Annotated in this window: 25 protein-coding genes, 1 tRNA gene and 1 riboswitch; of the genes, 20 read left to right on the top strand and 6 right to left on the bottom strand. The window is 61.9% G+C overall.

Annotation, left to right across the window (positions count from 1 at the left end):
- Positions 1-37 precede the first annotated feature (37 nt).
- Positions 38-310 carry a hypothetical protein gene (locus M2281_RS06310; RefSeq protein ID WP_280820223.1) on the bottom strand — a complete coding sequence of 91 codons (273 nt, stop codon included), beginning with the start codon at positions 308-310 and terminating at the stop codon, positions 38-40.
- A gap of 151 nt (positions 311-461) precedes the next feature.
- Positions 462-660, bottom strand: a riboswitch (cobalamin riboswitch).
- Between the two features lie 451 nt (positions 661-1,111).
- Between M2281_RS06310 and M2281_RS06305 the strand changes: the two genes are divergently transcribed.
- The 5 genes from M2281_RS06305 (at position 1,112) to M2281_RS06285 (ending at position 5,362) form a co-directional block, all read left to right on the top strand.
- A complete protein-coding gene (locus tag M2281_RS06305) occupies positions 1,112-1,411 on the top strand; it encodes a hypothetical protein (RefSeq protein WP_280820222.1) in 300 nt (99 codons plus the stop codon).
- Positions 1,412-1,488: 77 nt separating this feature from the next.
- Entirely contained in the window at positions 1,489-1,668 is a 180-nt protein-coding gene (locus M2281_RS06300; protein ID WP_280820221.1) for a hypothetical protein, read from the top strand.
- A 687-nt stretch (positions 1,669-2,355) separates the two neighbouring features.
- Entirely contained in the window at positions 2,356-3,639 is a 1,284-nt protein-coding gene (locus M2281_RS06295) for a porin (RefSeq protein WP_280820220.1), read from the top strand.
- Between the two features lie 203 nt (positions 3,640-3,842).
- Positions 3,843-4,430 (top strand): TetR/AcrR family transcriptional regulator, encoded by a 588-nt coding sequence (locus M2281_RS06290; RefSeq protein ID WP_280820219.1) that lies wholly within the window; start codon positions 3,843-3,845, stop codon positions 4,428-4,430.
- Positions 4,427-5,362 carry a DMT family transporter gene (locus M2281_RS06285; protein ID WP_280820218.1) on the top strand — a complete coding sequence of 312 codons (936 nt, stop codon included), beginning with the start codon at positions 4,427-4,429 and terminating at the stop codon, positions 5,360-5,362. The genes M2281_RS06290 and M2281_RS06285 overlap by 4 nt, the downstream gene beginning before the upstream one ends.
- Before the next feature lie 148 nt (positions 5,363-5,510).
- On the opposite strand, the gene M2281_RS06280 is transcribed toward M2281_RS06285, so the two are convergent.
- Positions 5,511-5,690 (bottom strand): hypothetical protein, encoded by a 180-nt coding sequence (locus tag M2281_RS06280; protein ID WP_280820217.1) that lies wholly within the window; start codon positions 5,688-5,690, stop codon positions 5,511-5,513.
- On the opposite strand from M2281_RS06280, the gene M2281_RS06275 reads away from it, so the two are divergent.
- From M2281_RS06275 to M2281_RS06265, 3 genes are all read left to right on the top strand, one after another.
- Positions 5,676-6,125, top strand: coding sequence for a hypothetical protein (locus M2281_RS06275; protein WP_280820216.1), 450 nt, complete (start codon positions 5,676-5,678; stop codon positions 6,123-6,125). The genes M2281_RS06280 and M2281_RS06275 overlap by 15 nt on opposite strands.
- Before the next feature lie 422 nt (positions 6,126-6,547).
- Positions 6,548-6,748, top strand: coding sequence for a hypothetical protein (locus tag M2281_RS06270; RefSeq protein WP_280820215.1), 201 nt, complete (start codon positions 6,548-6,550; stop codon positions 6,746-6,748).
- 363 nt (positions 6,749-7,111) lie between these two features.
- Positions 7,112-7,645 (top strand): hypothetical protein, encoded by a 534-nt coding sequence (locus M2281_RS06265; RefSeq protein ID WP_425537707.1) that lies wholly within the window; start codon positions 7,112-7,114, stop codon positions 7,643-7,645.
- A gap of 196 nt (positions 7,646-7,841) precedes the next feature.
- Here the strand turns inward: M2281_RS06265 and M2281_RS06260 are convergent, their stop codons facing one another.
- The 3 genes from M2281_RS06260 to M2281_RS06250 form a co-directional block, all read right to left on the bottom strand.
- On the bottom strand, positions 7,842-8,111 hold the full coding sequence (locus tag M2281_RS06260) for a hypothetical protein (RefSeq protein ID WP_280820213.1): 270 nt from the start codon (positions 8,109-8,111) through the stop codon (positions 7,842-7,844).
- Positions 8,112-8,503: 392 nt separating this feature from the next.
- Entirely contained in the window at positions 8,504-8,656 is a 153-nt protein-coding gene (locus tag M2281_RS06255) for a carbonic anhydrase (RefSeq protein WP_280820212.1), read from the bottom strand.
- A gap of 81 nt (positions 8,657-8,737) precedes the next feature.
- Positions 8,738-8,827 (bottom strand) — tRNA-Ser (locus M2281_RS06250).
- A 273-nt stretch (positions 8,828-9,100) separates the two neighbouring features.
- Between M2281_RS06250 and M2281_RS06245 the strand changes: the two genes are divergently transcribed.
- From M2281_RS06245 to M2281_RS06225, 5 genes are all read left to right on the top strand, one after another.
- Positions 9,101-9,370, top strand: coding sequence for a hypothetical protein (locus M2281_RS06245; protein ID WP_280821137.1), 270 nt, complete (start codon positions 9,101-9,103; stop codon positions 9,368-9,370).
- Positions 9,371-9,441: 71 nt separating this feature from the next.
- Positions 9,442-10,113 (top strand): peptide-methionine (S)-S-oxide reductase MsrA, encoded by a 672-nt coding sequence (gene msrA / locus M2281_RS06240; RefSeq protein ID WP_280820211.1) that lies wholly within the window; start codon positions 9,442-9,444, stop codon positions 10,111-10,113.
- Between the two features lie 228 nt (positions 10,114-10,341).
- Positions 10,342-11,331, top strand: a complete 990-nt coding sequence (locus tag M2281_RS06235) for a BMP family lipoprotein (RefSeq protein ID WP_280820210.1) — start codon at positions 10,342-10,344, stop codon at positions 11,329-11,331.
- A gap of 114 nt (positions 11,332-11,445) precedes the next feature.
- Positions 11,446-12,660, top strand: coding sequence for an MFS transporter (locus M2281_RS06230; RefSeq protein WP_280820209.1), 1,215 nt, complete (start codon positions 11,446-11,448; stop codon positions 12,658-12,660).
- A complete protein-coding gene (locus M2281_RS06225) occupies positions 12,635-13,096 on the top strand; it encodes a GNAT family N-acetyltransferase (protein ID WP_280820208.1) in 462 nt (153 codons plus the stop codon). Before M2281_RS06230 ends, M2281_RS06225 begins: the two co-directional genes overlap by 26 nt.
- 10 nt (positions 13,097-13,106) lie before the next feature.
- Here the strand turns inward: M2281_RS06225 and gcvA are convergent, their stop codons facing one another.
- Entirely contained in the window at positions 13,107-14,066 is a 960-nt protein-coding gene (gcvA, locus tag M2281_RS06220; protein ID WP_280820207.1) for a transcriptional regulator GcvA, read from the bottom strand.
- Positions 14,067-14,273: 207 nt separating this feature from the next.
- Here gcvA and speB point away from each other — a divergent pair, with 207 nt between their 5' ends.
- From speB to M2281_RS06185, 7 genes are all read left to right on the top strand, one after another.
- Positions 14,274-15,326, top strand: a complete 1,053-nt coding sequence (gene speB / locus M2281_RS06215) for an agmatinase (protein ID WP_280820206.1) — start codon at positions 14,274-14,276, stop codon at positions 15,324-15,326.
- A 124-nt stretch (positions 15,327-15,450) separates the two neighbouring features.
- Positions 15,451-16,539, top strand: a complete 1,089-nt coding sequence (locus M2281_RS06210; protein WP_280820205.1) for an ABC transporter substrate-binding protein — start codon at positions 15,451-15,453, stop codon at positions 16,537-16,539.
- A 263-nt stretch (positions 16,540-16,802) separates the two neighbouring features.
- Positions 16,803-17,840: an ABC transporter ATP-binding protein gene (locus M2281_RS06205; RefSeq protein ID WP_280820204.1), complete on the top strand. Its 1,038-nt coding sequence runs from the start codon at positions 16,803-16,805 to the stop codon at positions 17,838-17,840.
- On the top strand, positions 17,837-18,691 hold the full coding sequence (locus M2281_RS06200; protein WP_280820203.1) for an ABC transporter permease: 855 nt from the start codon (positions 17,837-17,839) through the stop codon (positions 18,689-18,691). Before M2281_RS06205 ends, M2281_RS06200 begins: the two co-directional genes overlap by 4 nt.
- A complete protein-coding gene (locus tag M2281_RS06195) occupies positions 18,688-19,491 on the top strand; it encodes an ABC transporter permease (protein ID WP_425537676.1) in 804 nt (267 codons plus the stop codon). The genes M2281_RS06200 and M2281_RS06195 overlap by 4 nt, the downstream gene beginning before the upstream one ends.
- Positions 19,488-20,264 (top strand): carbon-nitrogen hydrolase family protein, encoded by a 777-nt coding sequence (locus M2281_RS06190; protein WP_280820202.1) that lies wholly within the window; start codon positions 19,488-19,490, stop codon positions 20,262-20,264. The genes M2281_RS06195 and M2281_RS06190 overlap by 4 nt, the downstream gene beginning before the upstream one ends.
- Before the next feature lie 246 nt (positions 20,265-20,510).
- On the top strand, positions 20,511-20,714 hold the full coding sequence (locus tag M2281_RS06185) for a hypothetical protein (RefSeq protein WP_280820201.1): 204 nt from the start codon (positions 20,511-20,513) through the stop codon (positions 20,712-20,714).
- Positions 20,715-20,719 lie beyond the last annotated feature (5 nt).

The following is a 20,719-nucleotide window of genomic DNA, read 5'->3' as shown; positions in this document are numbered from 1 at the left end:
ATGAGGTGTTGAGATCGTCGCTGCCATCGCGCGCGCCTCAAAACCGGGGAAGGGGCCGAGGCTCGGTCGCACCGGCCATGGTGGCCAGCAGCGCGCGCAGGCATTGCGCCGCCGGATGCAGCGGCGTGCGCCTGTCGATCAGTGCCATCTGCTTGCGGGCGGCGGCCTCAAGATCGGCGCCCGCCGGCACCGACATGAGCCAGTCGACGAATATTTCTTCCGGCGGTGGCAGTGGCGAGACGGCGGCGATCGTTTCGGGGTCGATCGGGCGGCTGGATTCCCTGCAAGGCTGATGACCGTCGGCGATCATGACTTTCCCCTTTCCGTCGGAATGGGGTGAACGCCGATTTCCATGGTCGTCCTCGCCTCGCACAAGGACCGAACTGGTGGGGATGGAGGATTGCGAGCGGGCAACCTTTGCCCTGAACGCTCAGCCTCTTGATCGCCCACCGCGATCAGTCGGTTCGCAATCGTCCAAGGCTGGTTTCCGGGCTCTGGAGCCGGCCCTGCCGGGCCGTCACGGACGCCTTCCCGGGCAATCTTGCCCAGTGGCTTTTCGCCGTGACTTTGCTCCACCACCGTTGCGGGGGCAGCGCCGGTTTCTCACCGGCTTCCCAATTCTCCGCTCTAAAGAGCGGCACCCTGAACAAGCGCGATCACATCACAGAAGCGGCTCGCGCGTGATTGGGAAAGCGACGCCGGCCCGGCGCAAAAAGGATAGTGCTTGGCGATACAGGACGGCTGTTCTTATGTCGTTGACTTCAACTCAGGGTTATTCGATCTGCCGTTCGCACCGGCAATGAATGGCGCGGGAAATGCCCGCTGCGCCCCTGAATCAGGGCCCTCGCGGCAATGCAGACCATTTTGGCTGCGGTTTTAGGAGCTTGTTAATGCTGCCTAAAATCCGGTCTGGAAAGGCCGTGATGCAACTTTTGGGTGCACTGTGTTCCTGGTGGCTTGGGAGAAATCTCAAGTCAGGGGCCCGGTTGATCTGTCACCCCCAAAGAACAATCGGGCCCCACTCAATGTAAGCGAAATTCGCAAGCGCTGATTGCTCAAATCTTTCGAAACATGAGCTTCGACCAATCTTGGTACGTCCAGGTGTGCCGTCATGAGCGCATTCACGGAATTGGAGTTGCTGATTTCTGACGTCCCGCGCCCCACTCATGATGCGCGGATCAGAGCCCGGCAGCTGGTCGACGAAGCGATCCGCGATGCGATCCAGACGGAGTTTTTGCGGCTGGTGGTCGAGACATTCGTGCTGGACTACTACGCGCTGTCGCGCCTTTCCGAGTTCGACAATCCGGTCGAAGTGGTGCGCTTGCGGCAAACCACGATGAAGAGCCTCTTGCGACTTATGCAGCTGTGTCAGGCAGGCGATGGCGCTGATGGCGATGCGACACGCACATAGACCTTGCCTGCCGGTCGAAACGAGCCAATACTTCTATCCATTGCGGGGGTGTGTCGTTGTGCATTTTGGAGGGCACAATGGGGTACAAGGTGTTCATGCGCCTCGCAATCACGCTGCCGCGCGAAGAAGGCTTTTCGCTGCAGCAGCACGTGGACGACGTCGTCCATAGCCTTCGCAACGTCCTGTTGGGCGAGGAGATCGTCGTCGAAGACGTGGGAGAGTTCCCTGAAGGCCAGGGAGAAGACCCGCCTCGGTAGTCTCTGCCTTCGAATAGGCAAGGCTCGAACGCGGCGGCATGGGCGGCGCGGCCGTCACCATTTGTGGCAGCGCGAGTATCACTTCGACCTAGCTCCAGGAGCCGGAAGGCAGCCCCCCGGCCGGCTCCTTAGCATCGTTGACCACTTTGTACTTAAGGCGAGGAAGTAAGTCTGCGAGGTGCCGTGCCGCTTTCGGCTTCGCGTCGACGCCCGATGAAGGGTCGGCCAGCCTACTGCCGCGGGTTCACAAGATACTTCGCCCGGTAATGCTGGTTGATCATCGCGGGGGGCGGCAATGCATTGAGTGGCGGAAGTACCATCAACTGCCTTGATAGACTCGGGTATCTACTGCCTCGGTTGCAGCTTCGCCTTTTGGTATTCCGCGAATATCGATTCGCTGCCTTGAGAGAGTGAGCAACGCCGCGCTTTTGACTTCAAAAGTTAATGACTTGTTTCCGTGGCATGCCAAATCGTGGCATTTCCGCCACAGCAGTCTGGTTTAGCGTACCATGGAGCCTAGCCGGCGTTCGATCTCGATTGAATGCCGCCGCGCCCTGAGTAATGTCACTGTCGAGGAAGGGGCGAGCGATCGTGTCTTTTTCGAAATTGGGGATGGGGCAGGGAAACAGCTGTCCTTCAGCAAATATACCCAGACCCTTTATTTAACTTTTGACTGGAGGTCAGAAAATGAACATCAAGAGCCTGCTTCTCGGCTCCGCTGCGGCACTGGTCGCAGTTTCCGGTGCCCGTGCGGCCGACGCTGTCGTCGTCGCCGAGCCCGAGCCGGTCGAATACGTCCGCATCTGCGACGTCTACGGCGCTGGTTTCTACTACATCCCCGGCACCGAGACCTGCCTGAAGGTCGGCGGTTACATCCGCTTCGAAATGGGCGTCGGCAAGGGCCCCTATGGCGGCCGTCTCGACCTGCTCGATCGTGAAGACTTCATCAAGAACCACGAAGGCGACAACGACAAAGACAAGGTAGTCGACTTCCGGACCCGCGACAGCTACCGCCTGCGCGCCCGCGCTGCCCTGCAGATGGACGCCCGCACCGAGACCGAACTCGGCACCCTGCGCGGCTACATGCACATCAACTTCGACTGGAACAACCCGCGGCATGATCTGTTCCGCCAGGTCAAGAACGAGGACTTCGACGATACGCTCCCGGAAAGCCTGGATAATCCGCGATTCCTGGCGCAGAACATCGGCGGCGCGCTGGCTTCGACCGCCGATCTCGGCATCAACCACGCCTTCATCGAACTGGGTGGCTTCCGCGTCGGTAAGACCGACTCGCTGTTCTCGACGATGACCGGCTATGCCGGCGGCGTCATCGCCGACGACCTGATCCCCTACGGCAACTTCGACACGCACCAGGTTGCCTACACCTACACCGGTGCCAATGGCTTCTCGGCTGCGGTCTCTCTCGAAGAGGGCAACGACGGCGCCTACGGCTTTGACGGTGGGTCTATCAACGAGACGCTCGACTCCTATGCCCCGCACGTGATCGCCGGTGCTGCCTGGACCCAGGGTTGGGGTGGCATTTCGGGTGTTGTCGGTTACGACGCGGTCTACCAGGAGTGGGGCGGCAAGGTTCGCGTCGACTGGAACGCCACCGACGCACTGTCGCTCTGGGCGATGGTCGGTGGTGGTTCGCTGCGCGATCGGAACAAGTTCGGCTTTGATCCGAGCACCAACACGCCTGTGACCCGCAACTGGGTCAAGCCGTGGGGCGGCAAGTGGGCCGTCTGGGGCGGCGGCACCTACAAGTTCAACCCCAAGGCCTCTGCCAACCTGCAGGTCTCCTGGTCGCAGAACAAGGACGTCGCGGTGGCTGCCAACGTCGCCTACGAGCTGGTTCCGGGCTTCGTCATCACGCCGGAAGTCAACTATCTCTCGGCCCACGACGACATCACGAAGGTCAAGATCGAAAACCAGTGGGCTGGTATCCTTCGCTTCCAGCGTTCGTTCTAATCGGCTAACCAGTCGATTTGAGAAACCCGGCGGGCAACCGCCGGGTTTTTTCTTTTGCGGAAGCTCAAACGGCTTTTGAGGAAGGATGGCCTTCGCATGCTCTTGCCTGCCGATGCCGTAATTGCGGCAGAAGCTGTCGCACGGCATTCAGCATCGGGCGTCAATAATAGGTAGATCGGTCTACATATTCCTGGAGGCCGATCTTGACCGACAAAATCCCCGTTAAGCAGCGACTGCTCGATGCCGCAGCCGAGCTGTTCTATCGCGAAGGCGTGGGGGCGACCGGGATCGATGCGATCACCGCCCATGCGGGCGTCGCGAAGATGAGCCTTTACAACAATTTCGCATCCAAGGCCGATCTGGTGCATGCCTATATCGAAGGCCGGCATACGGAGTGGCACGAGCTTCTCGAGGAGCGCCTAAAAACGGCGGCAACGCCGAAAGAGCGCGTCCTGGCCGTGTTCGATTCCTACGTCGACCATGCGGCATGTGCCTATGAGTGGGGGTTTCGCGGCTGCGGACTGCTCAATGCGGCGGCCGAGCTTCCGAAAGGCGACCCCGGTCGTGCATCCGTCGCGGCGCAAAAGGACGAGGTGGAGGAACTGTTCAAGGAGCACCTCCGGGACATGCGGCCTGCCGATGCCGCGACAGATGACATCGCCGAGCATCTCTCGTTTGTTCTTGAAGGCGCCATGTCTCGCGCTGGTCTCGACGGGCACGACGGGCGGCTGAAAACCGCGCGCAGAATCGCGGTTTTGATGCTGGACGACCTCGAAAGCCAGCCCAGATGACCGAAGCCGTAGCTGCGTCTTACCGCCCAAAAAGCGGTGTTGCCGGGCTTGCCGTCCTCGTCCTGCTGGAAGCGGCCCTCGTGGCCTGCTGGAGCGCCGGCTTCATCGGCATACGTTTTGCCAGCGATCACGCGCCGATCTTCCTGATCCTCCTCTGGCGCAGCCTGGTTTCCGGGCTCGTGCTGCTGCCCTTTGCCCTGACCGTAGGCCCCAGGCTGCGGCGGAGGGACGTTGTCCCGCAGGTCTTGTTCGGCGCCCTGGCAATGTCCGCCTATCTGGGCGCATTCGCGCTTGCGATCTCCTATGGCGTGCCGACGGGCCTTGTCGCCCTCATTACCGACATGCTGCCCCTGATGGTCGCAGTGCTGTCCTGGCCGGTTCTCGGCCATGCGCTCACCGGACGCCAGTGGCTTGGTTCGTTCATAGGCTTGGCTGGTGTTTTGATTGCGTCCGGCTGGTCGCTCAACATCGGCGATGTGCCGCTTTGGGCGTATGGTTTGCCGGCTCTTGGAACGCTGTCGCTTGCCATGGCAACCCTGTTGCAGAAGCGCAGCCCGACGAATTTCATGCCCGTGCATCAAAGCCTGTGCATCCAGTGCCTGTCGGCTGCCGCGATCTTCTCGGTGTTCGCCTGGCATGAAGGCGGCGTGCTGCCGATCATTGAGCCGGGTTTCGTCGGCGGCATCCTGTGGCTCGTCTTCGTCGCCACGCTCGGCGCATGGAGCCTCTATTACCTGGCGCTGCGCAAGTCGTCGCCGGCGCGCGTCACGGCGGTGCTCTATCTCAGCCCGCCGGTCGTGATGATCTGGGCCTGGTTGATGTTCGGCGAGCCGCTGTCATGGGCGATGGCATGCGGCTTGGTCGTGTCCCTTGTCGGCATCGTTATCGTTGCGCGGTCGCAGAAGCCCGCAGCCGACATTGCCGCCGCTTGAGATCTGCTCGCCAACCGAGTGACCGGAAGTAGCGCCTGACCGGAAGACGCGCGCCTTAGCCGGCTTCAATGAGCGAACGGTTTGCCAAAACAATCAAGCATGACGCCGCGCAGGGCGGCGCCATAATCATGCGCTGCCGACCGGCGCTTTAGTCGTAGCAATTGCCGTAGTAGCCGCCATAGTAGGGATCACAGTACAGGTACCACCACGGCAGGCCTAGGCCATACCAGCCCCAGTCGTTCCAGCCGTCGCCATTATTGAAGCCATTATTGAAGAAGAAGTGGCGATGATGGAAGTGGACGGTATGGAAGCCATGGAAGCCACGCATGCCACGGAATCCGTGAAAGCCGGCCATGCCATGGAAGCCACGGAAGCCACGCATGCCATAGAAGCCACGATGGAAGCCATGGAACCCACCGCCAAAGCCGTGGAAGCCGCGGAAGCCACCCATGCCAGGGAAGCCGCCAAAGCCGCGGAAGCCACCGAAGCCATGGAAGCCGGGGAACCCACCGCCAAATCCGTGAAATCCGCCGCCGAAGCCGTGGAATCCACCACCGAAGCCGTGGAATCCGCCGCCGCCGAAGCCGTGGAAGCCGCCGCCAAAGCCATGGAAGCCTCCGCCGCCGCGGACGAATTGCAGGCCGCTGGTCGCGCTGTCCGAGGGCTTGAGCACAAGGACGGCCGGCTCAAACTTGCCTTGGCAAGCTTCCGCGATGCAGGAATGGTTCCAGATCTGGCCGTCTGCCAGGGGTTTTGCCGGTAGCGTTTTGGCAGCGTCGGTCGAGCCAACCGCCGGAGCATTGTCGGGGAGGGAACTGGAGATGCCCCCGGCAAAAGCGGACGCACCGGCGAGCGCTCCAATGCTCAGCAACCCCGAATATACGAGTGTTGAGAGATAGGGTCTCATTGTCTTCTCCAAGGATTTTGTCCGCGCGGCTCAAGGCCTGCATGGGCCTGTCAGAAGACCCTCAAGCGGACTCGTGACGGGAACGCATGGCGAACAAAAAAGTTCCATTCCCGGAACCAGGCGTTGCATCAGGGTTCGACCGAAGAGGTCAGTTACCGCTTGGTTTTTGGCCACCCCACCCTATGTCCCGAACCGGCTGGCGTCTGGCGGAACTCGACCATCGGCAGCGGCGTTACCGCCAATCGGCCCAAGTTGCTGCGTCGACCTGGAGGTCTGCCATGGCTGTACACACAGAGCAATTCCACCCATTGATCAACAAGCTCGCCGGGCTGGTCGCGATCATTGTCGGCTTCCTCATACTGGCTTCCGGCTACCGATACGGATCAGCTGGCACCATTATCATTGGAACCGCCATCATCGTTGCAGGCTTGGCTTTCCTGGTGCTCAAGATCGTGCGGCGCAATCAAGGCCCGCTGTAAGGGCAAGCCGCAGAAGCCTTGCTCCGGGGGCGCAGCAACCATTCATCCTGTTGGATATTGATCCGTCGAGCCGACGAGCGATCCCGTCGAGGCGACCGGAAAACCCTTCTCGCATGTTGCGATTGGCCTCCACGGCCAAGGACTAAGCCGAAATTAACCGGCTGCTGCTAGAATTGGTCGCGGGGGAACGCAGGCCAAGACTGTATTCATCCAGTTTCCGCGCGTTGTGTCGATGCTCCTTTGAGTCGATCGATGCCGACCGTCTTGAGCGTGGCGACGTGACGGCAATTGGGGAGGGATTAATTGGAACAACAGATCGTCACGGCGCACGATTTATTCCCCCATATCCGCATTGTTCTAGGCATGGTCATAGGTCTTGGCGTTGCGCGCCTCCTGTCAGGCATAGCGCGCATCATCCAGCATCCGAAGCAATATCCGCTCTATCCGGTCCACCTGGCCTGGGCCGCATCGGTGCTTCTGATGCTTGCGCATTTCTGGTGGTGGGAATTCGGCCTTTTCCGCGTCGACCAATGGACCTTCGGTAAGTATCTGTTCCTGATTGGCTATGCGGTCGCCTTGTTCCTGTTATGCGCGCTGCTGTTTCCGGAAAGCCTGCTCGATTATCGCAGCTACGAGCAATATTTCTATGAGCGGCGCGCCTGGTTCTTCGGCGTTTTGGCAGCAATTTATGTGATTGATATTGGTGACACGCTTCTCAAAGGCGATGCTCACCTGGCCAGCTTCGGCATAGAATATCTTATTCGCACCCCGCTCATCATCTTGCTGTGCATCGTGGCGATGTTCGTCAACAATCGCCGCTTCCACGTCAGTTTCGTTGGCGGCAAGCTGCTCTATCAGTTTTGGTGGATCACGCGGTTCTTCGACACGATCGTGTGACAACTAATGGGCGCAGCGCGACCCCACCCTGGGTCGGTTGCGGGCCAACGCCGGCCAGCGCTGGCGAGAGGGCAATTGGACAAATCGATCCCAATTCACCATGGCCCCTACCTGCTATTGACCGAATCCGCACAAGGGGGGGGCACCCATCCGGCATGATAGCAAAAGTTCGGCTCGGGCTTAGGTGCGGGAGTGACTACTCGCCCCGGAGTTTTGCAGCCGCGCTTTTCGTCACAAGCTTAGCAAAATCGTTGTCCAGGTCGCTCTCGTAAATGTGCGCCAATTCTAGAGCCTGTTCGCCATACAACTCGATGATCGTGTCGGCCAGTTCATCTGCACGCTGCTTTAGTGCATCTATGTTCGTAGAATTTGGCGCAAGATTGGTGTATTTGAAGTCCTTATCGGTAAGTATTCGTTTCAAGGTTTTATCCATCGTGCAGTTATCATGTTTTTCATCGTTCGACATTGCAGAAGCCTTGAAGCACCATTGAACCCCGCAAGATAGCGCCAGAAAATTTTACCGCGACCAAGATTGACCAAGAAATTCTCATTTCGAAGATCGATTTTTGTATTCATACTCAATTTGTCGAGAAGTGAAATGGGAAATGTTTGCATATGAAAGTAAAGTATAGATCAAATCGTCTCGAGAGGGGGCATGGATGGGGCAGCGTTTTGTGGAGCCTGACACACTTAGATACACGGAACAAAAGCTGAGAGAGTTAAGGGACATCAAAATTCGGCCAGGGACAGAAATGCTGGCCTACCTGCTTGAGATGGCTCTGATTGAGGTCACAATGGCCATCACGCGAGAGGAAAGCACTGATGTCGACCAGGACTGACCAAATTCTTAGTCACCAACTAGCGGTCGGGACCGGCGGCGTCGACGGCCGGCTGGAAGGGCGCGTAAAGGGCACTGATTTGGCCAGGCACGGCCTTGCCTTCGATGGTTGCCTTGACCGCACCGCAACTGCCGTGCCCCAGCACCATGAGGACTTTTACGGCGCGTGACATACATTCTGCCTTGGGTGCGCTGTTGGGGGTAGCGCCCTTGAAAGCCATTCAATTACGCAATGAAATCAAGCATCAGATTTCTGGCGGAGAGAGGGGGATTCGAACCCCCGATACGGTTCCCCGTATACACACTTTCCAGGCGTGCGCCTTCAACCACTCGGCCACCTCTCCGCAGGCGATGCGTCGTGTAACGAAGCACCGCCGGCGCTCATCTAGTCGATCCTGCGACGAATGCCAAGCCTTCCGGGCACATGTTTTTGGCTGGCGCAATAAATGCGCGCTCAAGCCTGCTCATTGGGGGCAGATCGGCGGAAAATTATATAGGGCGATTGCGCTCGGTCGCAACGCGCCATATCTCTTTGGGCGAACCTGAGCCCAGAGGATTTGAATTTGCGCTTCCTGTTCAGGCTTGCCGCAACGGTCGCGCTGGCCGTCGCCGTCATCATGGCGGTGGTGGATGCCACGCGCACGGTCGCAGCCTCGCATCTGGTCATGACCCCGTTCTCCACCAGCTGGGCCTCGGTGTCGCCCCACACGCTGGAACGCTTCGAACAGTTCATCCAGACCAAGGCCAGCCCCATGGTGTGGGACCCGGTGGTGGTCACCATCCTCAATCAGCCGGGCTTTGCGGTCTTTGCCGTGCTGGCCTTCCTGCTTTACGCGATCGGCCACAAGCCGCGCTCGCGCAGCCGGCGGGCGATAGCCGGGCAATGACGGGTTGCCCTGGCGCTAGCGCAATGACGAACCGGGCGTGACGACTGGCACGCCGAGAAAGGAAGAAAACCATGTTTTTCCTGAGCGATATCCTGAACAAGAAGCTGAAGCTGCCGACGGAAGCCGAGGCGCTGCCCGGCCGAAACAAGCCCATCCCGACGGCGACCAAGCATTATGTGTCGAACCGTCCGCTGAAGGGGCCTTATCCGGAAGGGCTGGAGATGGCCATGTTCGGCTTGGGCTGCTTCTGGGGTGCCGAGCGCCTGTTCTGGCAGATGAAGGGCGTGTGGGTGACGGCGGTGGGCTATGCTGGCGGCATCACTCCCAACCCAACCTATCAGGAAACCTGCACGGGACTGACCGGCCACGCCGAAGTCGTGCTGGTGGTGTTCGATCCCAAAATCGTTTCCTATGGCGAACTCTTGAAGACGTTCTGGGAGAGCCACGACCCTACCCAGGGCATGCGCCAGGGCAATGACGTCGGCACCACCTATCGCTCGGCGATCTACACTTTTGGCGACCAGCAGTACCAGGAGGCCGTCGCCTCTCGCGAAGCCTATGAAAAGTCGCTGCGCGGCGCCGGCCGCGACAAGATCACCACCGAGATCCTGCCTACGCCCGAATTCTACTTCGCCGAGGAAGACCACCAGCAATATCTGGCTAAGAATCCCGACGGCTATTGCGGGCTGAAGGGCACGGGCGTGAGCTGCCCAATTCCGCAGGCGATTTCGGCGCAAAGCTGATCGCTCCGCAGCACTGACGACCATGTGAAAACGCCGCGCCGGGGTCTCCCGGCGCATTGGCTGGGGGAATCGCTGCAAGCGTTTTCCAATTGGTCAAGATTCCGCGTGAATTTTGTTTTTTGCCGTGCAACAGTGGCGCGCAAGCGGGAGGTCCTCTCCTGCCAAGCGTCGTCGGCTGAGCACGGCAGTCAGGCGCGTAAAGGATAAACCTCACAGGGTGTGGATCAAATGAAGCGCATTGTTCTTGGCCTCCTGGCCGCCACCGCACTGGCCTTCCCGGCACTCGCCGCGGATGTCAAGCCGGCTATCATCTATGATCTCGGCGGCAAGTTCGACAAATCCTTCAACGAGGCTGCCTTCCACGGCGCCGAGAAGTTCAAGTCCGAGACCGGCATTGCTTATCGTGATTTCGAAATCCAGAACGACGCCCAGCGTGAGCAGGCGCTGCGCAAATTCGCCGAGGACGGCAACAACCCGATCGTGATGGCCGGCTTCTCCTGGGCCGCGACGCTCGAGAAGGTTGCGCCGGATTTCCCGGATACCAAGTTCACCATCATCGACATGGTGGTCGACAAGCCGAACGTCCGTTCGGTGGTCTTCAAGGACAATGAAGGCTCCTACATCGTCGGCATGCTGGCGGCCATGGCCTCCAAGTCCAAGAAGGTCGGCTTCATCGGCGGCATGGACATCCCGCTGATCCGCAAGTTCGGCTGCGGCTATGTCGGCGGCGCCAAGGCAGCCGGCGCGACCGAAGTGTTCTACAACATGACCGGCGACACCCCGGCAGCCTGGAACGACCCGACGAAGGGCGGCGAAATTGCCAAGTCGCAGATCTCGCAGGGCGCGGACGTGGTCTATGCCGCGGCCGGCGGCACCGGCGTAGGCGTGCTGCAGGCAGCCGCTGACGCGGGCAAGCTCGGCATCGGCGTCGACTCCAACCAGAACGGCCTGCAGCCGGGCAAGATCCTGACCTCGATGATGAAGCGCGTGGACGTTGCCGTCTACAACGCCTTCATGGACACCAAGGACGACAAGTTCACGCCTGGCTTCAACAATCTCGGCCTCAAGGAAGGCGGCGTCGACTACGCCATGGACGAGAACAACAAGGACCTCGTGACCGAAGAGATGAAGGCGGCCGTCGAAAAGGCCAAGGCCGACATCGCCGCCGGCAAGATCGAAGTCCACGACTACATGTCGGACAACGCCTGCCCCTACTGATCGGTAGGCAATCGGGAAAGAACCGCCGGCCCAACGCCGGCGGTTTTTCTTTGTGCGTGGCCTATCGCCGCCACATGAAAAAGCTGGTTCGGTTTCGCCGCGAGGGGAGGGCGCATGAACGACAGTAGGACACGTCTGGCCGCTATTGCCATGCTGTTGCTGGCAGGCGTGTTTGCAGGCACGCAGCTGGGCAAGATTGCGCCGCTCGTCGACTGGTACAGAAGCGAAGCCGGCTTTTCGCTGGTGCTGATCGGCTGGCTCACCTCCATGATCAACCTCTTCGTGGCGCTGGTCGCGCTGCCGACCGGCTGGGCCATCGAGCGCGCCGGCATGCGCCGTTCCTTCGTCGCCTCGGCAGCGGTGCTGGCGGCCGGCGGCCTCGCGCTCGCCTTCCTGCATGACCCGTGGGCCATCCTCGCCGCGCGCCTGGTGGAAGGCGTCGGCTATCTGGTGCTCGTCATCGTCATTCCGGCGCTGCTCAATTCCATCGCCCTGCCGGCCTGGCGGGCGCCGGCGCTGGCAATCTGGGGCGGTTTTGTCCCGGTGGGGTTTGCGATTGCCGATTTTCTGGCGCGCGGCATGCTGCCCGTCGCCGAGCCGAAGTACTTCTTGCTGGCTGCAGTGCTCGCCTTTGCGTTTTTCGGGCTGCTGGCAGCAATCCTGCTCGGTATGGTCGGCGATGCGGATGCGAGCGCGCCCAAGGCCGAGCAGCTGGAAGGCGGTTTGGCGGGGCAGATCAGCTTTCCGGTCGTGCTCGTGGCGCTGTCGTTTGGCTTCTACGTCGTCCTGTCGGTCAGTTTCTTTGCCTTCATGCCCGCCTTCGTGGCGCTGCCGGAAGCGAACATTGCGCTGTCTGCCGGCCTGATCGCGCTGATCGTGCCGATCGGCAATGTGCTGACCGGCGTGCTCGTGAAGGGCCGCGACGGTCGCTTCGTGCTCATGCTGGCCGGGATAGGTTTTGCCGCCAGCGTTGCTGCGGCGGTGCCGACCTTTGCCGGCTCAGTCCCGGCTCTGGCGACCTTTGCGGCGGTGGCCATCGCGATTGCCGGCGGCTTCGTCGCCTCGGCGCTGTTTGCCGCCATTCCCGCAATCGTGCCGCCGGGAAAATCGGCCTCCATCGCCATTGGCCTCGTCTGCCAGGCAGGTGGCATCGGCGCCGTCATCGGCCCGCCGCTGGCAGGCTATGTCATCGAGGCCTATGGCTGGTCGGGCTATGGCACCTTCCTGGCGATCATCGCCGCAGTCGGCGGGCTCTGCCTGCTGCCGCTGGCGCGCACGCGCCTGCAAGAAGCGGAGACGGCCTATGCCGGTCAGGATACGGCCGGCTGAGCCGTCCGCGGCGGAAATCGCCGCGCTGGCCAAGCTCCGCCACGACGCCTTTTTCGTCGGCAGTGATCGCTCGCTGGAGCAGGATCGCAGCGAGCTTGAAAGCTTCGTCCGCAACCAGGGCTATGAAATCGCGCTCGTTGCGGAGGATGGTGGTCGGCTGGCCGGCACCTGCCTGTTCGTGCGCGAGGAGATCGACCCGCTGCACGATGTTTCGCCCTGGCTTGCCGGGCTCGTGGTCGCGCCCGAGTTTCGCGGGCAGGGGATCGGCAGGTCGCTGGTTCAGGCGGTCGAGGCCCATGCCCGCACAGTCGGTTGCGAACGACTGCATCTTTACACTTCGAGTGCGGAGGGGCTTTACGCCTCGCTCGGGTGGCAGGTGGTTGAACGCATTGGCGACGGCGACGAGCCGTCCGTCCTGATGGCGAAGGATCTCTAGCGGCTCGCCGCTATCCCGTCGGCGCCTTTTGGGTGCGGCGTTTGCGGATGCTGATCTGGCCGGCCACGGCGGTTTCGGCGCGCGCGTCCGCCTCGTCGCGTTCCGCATAGAGCCAGTCGATGAACACCTGCGCCACCGGCGCCGAGCGCACTTCGGTGCGACAGGCGACGTAGAAGGCGTCGGTTGCCGGTACCGACAGGTTGAACGGGGTGACCAGCTGACCCTTGGCCAGCAGGCCGCTGGCGGTGACGGAATCGCCCAGCGCAACGCCATGGCCGTGCAGCGCTGCCTCAGTCGAAAGCCGCGCGTCGCTGAACCGGTGCTGCTGCCCGCGCGTGAGGTCCAGCGCGTCGGCGGCCGCCAGCCAGGTGTTCCACTCGCGACCGTCGTCACCATGCAGCATGACGTGGTCGGCAAGGTCGCGGATGGCGCGGATCGGCCGGTTGTTGATCAAGGTCGGGCTGACGACCGGGAACAGCTCGAGGTCGGACCATTTGCGCAGCCAGCAGTCGGTCCAGCCGCCTGTCCCATAAAGGATGCAGATGTCGATGTCCGGAGAGCGGATGTCCTGCGGGTCGTTCGAGGCGGTGAGCCGCAGGCTGATGTCGGGAAAGCGCGCCGTGAAGCTCGACAGGCGCGGGATCAGCCAGAGCGACAGAAGTGCTGGCACGCAACTGACCGAGAGCCGGCCGGAGCTGGTCGGCCGCGTCATGCGCGCGGTGGCCGCCGCAATGCCGTCAAAGGCGCTCGAAACCGCCGGCAGCAGCTCGGCGCCCTGCGGGGTCAGCTTCAGCCGCCGGCCGCTGCGCTCGAACAACCTGACCTTCAGCGACTCCTCCAGCGCCCGCAGCTGGTGGCTGATGGCGCCATGGGTGACGTTGAGCTCGCTTGCGGCCTTGCTGAGCGAGCCGAGCCGGGCCGCCGCCTCGAAGGCGCGCAGCGGGTTCAGGGGTGGCAATCGCTTGCTCATTCGGGTACGGCTTCTGGTATAAACCTGTGAGAAATTCTAACAGATGAACCTGTAACAATATCAATTGATTTTTCAACGCGGCCACCGCAACAATCCGAGCGGAGCGAGAAGACGCGTCCTGCGGCTTTCGGGGAGGAAGAACAGGGTTTTGGACCTGCGAGATCTTCCTTTGTCCATTTCGGCCAGGACGCAAAAGGAGGTTTCAGTATGGGTTTTGACCGTAGCAAGCTCGATGCGCTGCGCAGCAAATATGGCGAGGGCCATGGCGGCGACATCTTCGATCCGCGCTTCCGGAAAGTAGCCGACAAGATCTTTACCAAGGGCGGCACGCGCCGCGCGCCCTATGCCGGCATGCCGACGCTTTTGAGCGCGCCGCATCTGCCGGTCGATTTCGCCAATCCGGATTTCGAGGACCTGCAGGTCGCGCTGATCGGCATGCCGATGGACCTCGGCGTCACCAACCGTCCGGGCTCGCGCTTCGGCCCGCGCGCCCTGCGCTCCATCGAGCGCATCGGACCCTACAATCACGTCCTGGATTGCGCGCCCACCTTCGACCTGCGCGTGGCCGATGTCGGCGACGTGCCTTTCGCCAGCCGCTACCGGCTTGAGCAGAGCCATGAAGACATCGAGGCCACGATCGCCAAGATTGTCGGCGCCGGCGTCATTCCGTTGTCGGTCGGCGGCGATCACTCGATCACCCACCCGATCCTCAAGGCGATCGGCAAGGACCGCCCGGTCGGCCTGATCCACATCGACGCCCATTGCGACACCGGCGGCCTGTTCGACCAGACCAAGTTCCACCATGGCGGCCCGATGCGCAACGCCGTGCTGGACGGCGTGCTCGACCCGTCCCGCACGATCCAGATCGGCATTCGCGGCTCGTCCGAATATCTGTGGGAGTTCTCCTACGAATCCGGCATGACCGTCATCCACGCCGAGGAAATGTCTGCCATGGGCATGCCGGCGATCATCGAGAAGGCACGGCAGATCGTAGGCGACGGCCCGACCTATCTGTCCTTCGACATCGACAGCATCGACCCGGCCTTCGCGCCCGGCACCGGCACGCCGGAAGTCGGCGGCTTCACCACGCGTGAGGCGCTGGAACTGCTGCGCGGCCTCAAGGGCCTCAACTTCGTCGGCGGCGACGTGGTCGAGGTGGCGCCGCAGTATGACGGCACCACCAACACGGCCCATGCCGGCGCGCAGATGCTGTTCGAGATCCTGAGCCTGATGGTGTTCAGCCCGGCGGTGAAGCGCTGAGGCTTCAAGCCTTGTCCCGATTGCGTCGGGGCAAGGCGTCCGGTGTGGCGCAAGCCGCCGGAACAGGACATAAATAAGCCAAAATGAACATGCCGGCGAAACCGGCGAGAAAGAGGAGAACGAGATGAGCGAATTTCTGAAGGGCGGCATCAGCCGTCGCACCATGCTCAAGGCGGGCGTTGCCACCGCCGGCCTGCTTGCCATGCCTGCCGTCCTGCGCGCGCAGGAGAAGTCGCTGAAGGTCGGCGTCTATGGCGGCTATTTCAAGAAGTCATTCGACAACCACATCTTCCCCGAATTCACCAAGTCCACCGGCATTGCCGTCGAGTCCATCGCCGAGCCGACGGGCGAGGCGTGGCTGGTGCAGCTCGAGCAGGCCGCAAGGGCCGGCCAGGCTCCGGCCGACGTTTCGATGATGTCGCAGGTTGCCACCCTCAAGGGCCAGGCGACCGAGCTGTGGACGCCGATCGACATCTCCAAGATCAAGCACGGTGGCGACCTGCTCGACCGCTTCGTCAACAAGTACCCGGACGGCCGCATCGCCGGCATTGGTGCTGTGGCCTGGTTCATCACGCTGGTCACCAACACCAATGTCTTCAAGGAGGCTCCGACCTCCTGGGAGGCGCTGTGGGATCCGGCAAACAAGGACAAGCTCGGCCTTCTGGCGCTGGTATCCAACTCCTTCCTGCTGGAAGTGACGGCCAAGACCTTCATGGGCGGCACCAACGCGCTCGACACCGAGGAAGGCTTGCTCAAGGCGTTCGCCAAGCTCGCCGAGGTCAAGCCGAACGTTCGCCTGTGGTATCGCGACGAGGCGCAGTTCGAGCAGGCGCTGAAGTCGGGCGAAATCCCGATGGGCCAGTACTACCACGACGTCACCGGCCTTGCCGCTGCCGACGGCCAGCCCGTGCGCTCGACCTTCCCGAAGGAAGGCGGCATTCAGGACTCGGGCAACTGGGTCATCTCGCGCGCTTCCAAGAAGGCTGAAGAGGCCCATGTCTTCATCGACTATATGAGCCAGCCTTCGATCCAGGGCCTTATGTCGCGCAAGGTCGGCACCGCGCCGACGCTGAAGAAGGACGTGCTGGATCTGAAGCCGGAAGAGTTCGCGGCCGTGTCGTCGGATATCGAGCCGATCATCCCGCGCTACGACCTCTATACGACCAAGTCCGATTGGCTCAATGAGAAGTGGACCGAGCTGATCGTCGGCTGATAGTCGACTTACAGCATTTCATCCTGGCCCTTCCTCGCCTGGCGGGGGAGGGCCTTACACCCGCCAAATCGCGGCCAGCCTCAAAGAAACGGCTGGAAAATCTGCCCGAGGCTCTGAGCCTCGTCGATAAGCCGCTCAGCCGGCGCCGCAGAATTGGCCCCAAGCTTTCGAACCCTGTTCGCCGAGAATGACTTTTCTATCCCTGCCGGGCGTGGAAAAGTGGCGGCAGGCGTATAGCAAGCCGAAACAGAAGTGGGAGACACATGTCCGGCCTGTCATTGAATGACGTCACCAAGCAGTTCGGCGATTTCAAAGCCGTGGACCGCGTTGCGCTCAACGTGCCGCATGGCAATTTCGTGTGCCTGCTGGGCCCGTCTGGCTGTGGCAAGACCACGCTGCTGCGCATGATCGCCGGCCTTGAGGAGCCGAGCAGCGGCTCGATCGCCATCGATGACGACGACATCACCAAGGTGCCGACCCACAAGCGCAATCTCGGCATGGTGTTCCAGTCGCTGGCGCTGTTCCCGCATCTGTCGGTGGGCGAGAACATCGCCTATCCGCTGCGTATCCGCGGCCGTTCCAAGGACGAGCAGGCCAGGCGCGTCGATGAACTGCTGAAGCTCATTCATCTGCAAGGTTTTGCCAACCGCGCGGTGTCGCAACTGTCCGGCGGCCAGCGCCAGCGCGTGGCCATTGCCCGGGCGCTGGCGCTTTCGCCGCGCCTGTTCCTGCTCGACGAGCCGCTTTCGGCGCTGGATGCCAAGCTGCGCGAGGCCATGCAGGTCGAGCTGCGCCAGCTACAGCAGAAGCTCGGCATCACCACCATCGTCGTCACCCACGACCAGCGCGAAGCCATGACCATGGCCGACCTCGTTGTGGTCATGGGCGAAGGCCGCATCCGGCAGGCCGCCGCGCCGGTGGAAATCTACCGCAAGCCGGCCGACGCCTTCGTGGCCGACTTCATCGGCATGACCAATCTGTTGCCCGTTGAGGCCGATGGCGCTGGCCGTGCGGTGGTGCTCGGTACGGCCATTCCGGACCTTGCCCTCTCGTCAGGTGTGAAGAAGGCCCAGATTTCCGTCCGTCCCGAAGACGTACGGCTGACCGCACCCGGCAATGGGGCGATCTCCGGCACGGTCACCTTCGTGCGCGATCTCGGCGGCACCATCGAAACCTTCGTCGAAGCCGGCGGCAAGACCATCGTTGCGGTCGCCACGCCGCGCGAGCGGCCGAATGTGGTGGCCGGCTCGCCGGTCGGCGTCGTCCTGCCGGCCGAAAGCTGCGTGGTGCTCGAAAAATGAGACACGAAGCGCCCAGATCCCTGGCCGACTACGGGCCGCTGCTCTACCCGGCGGTGATGCTGGTCATATTCTTCGTGGTGCCGTTTTCCACCATGATCGCGGTGAGCTTCTTCAAGCGCGATCCGGCCGGCTTCTACAAGACCGATTTTGTCTTCGACAATTACGCGCGCTTCCTGTCGACATTCTTCGGCTCGGTGCTCGGCTTCTCGCTGATGCTGGCCGTGCTCGTCGCCATCTGCTGCGTCGCGATCGCCTTCCCATTCACCTACCTGCTCACCAAGTGCTCGCGCAAAGTGCAGACGATGTGGCTGGTCTGCCTGCTCTCGGTGCTGTCGCTATCGGAAGTCATCATCGGCTTCAGCTGGTCGACGCTGTTTTCGCGCACCGCAGGCATCACCAACCTTCTGGTCGCCATCGGCCTGATGTCGGAGCCGCAGGCGCTGCTGCCGGGCTTCGGCGCGGTGCTGACGGGCATGGTCTATCAGGCGCTGCCCTATACGATCCTGGTGCTCTATCCCGCCCTGGTACGGCTTGACCCGACGCTGCTCGAGGCCGCCCGCACGCTGGGCGCTTCGCCGGTGCGCGCCTTCTTCAACGTGGTGACGCCGGCGCTGCGCAACACGCTGGTTGCAACGCTGATCATGGTCTTCGTCTTCGCGCTCGGCTCCTACCTGTTGCCGCAGATCCTCGGCCGGCCGCAGCACTGGACGCTTTCGGTGCTGATTACCGACCAGGCGATCTACCAGTCCAACATGCCCTTCGCCGCGGCGATGGCGGTGTTTTTGGTGCTGATCTCGCTGGCGCTGGTGGGGCTAACCCTGCTCGCCGGCCGGAAGGAGAATGCGGCATGATGCAGAACTGGCTTCGCAGGCTCTATTTCTCGGTCGTGGCGATCTTCGTCGCAGCACCCCTGGTCGTCGTGCTCGGCGTCTCGGTCAACCAGAAGCAGGACCTGACCTTCCCGCCGAAGGGCTTTTCGCTGGCCTGGTATTCGCAGATCTTCACCGACCCCGAATGGCGCAGCGCGTTGATCGCCTCCCTGCTGCTGGCATTGTCGTCGGCGGCGATCGCGGTTTCCGTGGCGCTGCCGCTGTCCTGGTTCCTGTGGCGGCGCAAGGCGCCATGGGCGCGCATCTTCCAGCTGCTTGGCGTGGCGCCCTTCATCCTGCCGCCGGTCATCACCGCGCTCGGCTTCCTGACCTTCTGGGCCACCACCGGTTTCTACGGAGCGCCCTGGACGGCGGCGATCAGCCACGCGATCTTCTTCGTCACCCTGCCGCTGGTGACGCTCTCGCTGGGCTTTGCCTCGATCGACAACTCGCTGGTCGAGGCGGCGTCCACCATGGGTGCCGACGACCGCACGGTGGCGCGAACCGTGGTGCTGCCGCTGATCCTGCCCTATCTGGTGTCGGGCTATGCGTTCGCTTTCGTGCTGTCGCTGAATGAGTACATCATCGCCTACATGACCATCGGCTTCACCATGGAGACCTTGCCGATCAAGATCTTCAACGCCCTGCGCTACGGCTACACGCCGACCATGGCGGCGGTGTCGGTGTTCTTCGTGGCGGTGGCGGGTCTGGTCTTCGGGCTGATCGCGAAGTTCGGCGATATCAGAAAACTGCTCGGCGCCATGGGTTCGGAGGTCAGGTGATGAAGCTCGCAGCACTCCAGATGCAGTCGGTCGCCGGCGATGTGGCGGCCAATCTCGCAACGATCAGGCAGGCCGCGCTGGAAGCGGCCGCAGCCGGCGCAACGCTGCTGATCACGCCGGAACTGGCGCTGACCGGCTATGGCGCCGGTGAGGCGATCCGCAAGCTGGCCGAACCGGCGGACGGCGAGCAGGCCGACCGGCTGGCCGCGATTTCGGACGAGACCGGTATTGGCATCGTCGCCGGCTTTGCCGAGCGCCATGGCGAGGCGATCTACAACAGCGCGCTCTATGTCGACGGGCTCGGCGCGCGCACGGTCTACCGCAAGTCGCATCTCTATGGTCCCTATGAGCGCGGCCTGTTCGTGCCAGAAAGCCCCAAGGCGCAGGTCATCAACCACCGTGGCACCACGGTGGGCCTGCTGATCTGCTATGATGTGGAGTTCCCCGAAAACGTCCGCCGCCTCGCGCAGGCGGGCGCTGAAGTGATCGCCGTGCCGACGGCGCTGCCGAAGAGCGACCATGACGAGCTCATCGCCCGCAAGATGATCCCGGTCCGCGCCTTCGAGAACCAGGTCTTCGTCGCCTATGTGAACCATTGCGGCGCCGATGCCCTGTTCTCCTATGCGGGGCTCTCGGTCATCGCTGCCCCCGACGGATCGCTGATCGCAGAGGCCGGAGCGGCCGGCGACAAATTGTTGATCGCAAAAATCGACACCGGCGATTACGCCGAATCGGCAGCCGCAAATTCCTATCTCGCCGATCTCAGGAGCTAAGACCGCGCGGCCTTATTTCTCGCCGCGAGGTGGTCTTTAAACGCCCGGATTAAAAACATATTTTAGTCGCGAGGCGGGTGAGCCTCGCTTCGAAACCCACGTTTTCGAGGCGGTTCGGGGTGGCATTTCGACGGCAGATCAACTGGCCGTGAACGCCGATTTTTTCGCTCCCTTGTCACGGCAGTGCCATTGCCCTGTCATGCTTCATACCTATCTTCGTCGTGCCTGAAACGACAGGAGGCAGATATGGCGGATTGGAACGAAGCGACGCTCGAGGATCTCCTGAGTGATCCGATCATTCTGAAGGTCATGGCGCGCGATGGTGTCCGTGCCGACGAGGTTCGATATCTCGTGGAGCAGGCCACCAACAGGACCTTGGAAAAGCAGGCCGCCCTACTTTCCCAAGCACATGTCAACGCAGCTGCGGGCTGCTACGCTTGCGGACGATAACGCAG

The organism is Pseudaminobacter soli (ex Li et al. 2025) (genome assembly GCF_029892515.1).
Classification (GTDB): Bacteria; Pseudomonadota; Alphaproteobacteria; order Rhizobiales; family Rhizobiaceae; genus Pseudaminobacter; species Pseudaminobacter soli_A.
The sequence above is the reverse complement of the archived record's forward strand: the minus strand, read 5'-3'. Positions and strand labels throughout refer to the sequence as shown.